We start from the raw sequence: 728 nt of genomic DNA, 5'->3' as shown, positions 1-728 counted from the left end.
CTCCCGATGATCGACTGCGCCGCAGCATGATCACCCTCCGCCAGAAAATCCAGCAACTCACCATGCGAACTCATCACCCGCGCAATAGCCCGCTCCACATCCTCCACCCGATTACCCTGCGCCACCTGCAGATACACCGGCTCCAGCAAATGCCGGATCGACTGGAACAAACTGGTCAACACCCGATTCCCCGACGCCTCCACCAACTCCTCGTGCAACCGGATCACCCGAGGCACGAACGCCGCGATCCGCGCAGTCGACGCCTCCGCCATCTCCCGCCGGAACACCGCCAAACCCTCCCGCAAACCATCGATCCGATCCGCGGAAATACTCCCCGACGCCATACTGCTCGCCGCCATACCGATCGAGGCATTCTCGATCGCCACCTGCGCATCCAACAACTCCTGCGGCCGCACCCCCATCAACGCGAACTGCACCGCCAACATATCCGACAACTTCTGCGTATTCGGCTGCCCCACATACACCCCACCCCGCGGCCCCACCCGCACATCCACAGCCCCCAACGCCTCCAACCCCCGCACCGCATCCCGCGCAGCCATCCGGCTCACACCGAACTCATCAGCAATCGTCTTCTCCGTACCCAACCGCTGACCAGGCTGCAAAGTCCCCGCAAAAATCGCCGACTTCACCTGAGAAATAATCCGCGACGCCATCGTGCTCCCCGACACCACATCCCACCCCGGAGTCCGCAACGCCGCAACCTCGTT

1 protein-coding gene is annotated in these 728 nt (G+C 62.9%); it reads right to left on the bottom strand.

Annotated elements, in window-relative coordinates; translation table 11 throughout:
- A partial coding sequence (locus NS4_RS31035) for a FadR/GntR family transcriptional regulator (RefSeq protein WP_169811843.1) occupies positions 1-650 on the bottom strand: 650 nt, incomplete at its 3' end.
- Positions 651-728: the final 78 nt, after the last annotated feature.

Origin of the sequence: Nocardia sienata NBRC 100364 (assembly GCF_001613205.1) — a bacterium.
Taxonomy (GTDB): domain Bacteria; phylum Actinomycetota; class Actinomycetes; order Mycobacteriales; family Mycobacteriaceae; genus Nocardia; species Nocardia sienata.
The sequence above is the reverse complement of the archived record's forward strand: the minus strand, read 5'-3'. Positions and strand labels throughout refer to the sequence as shown.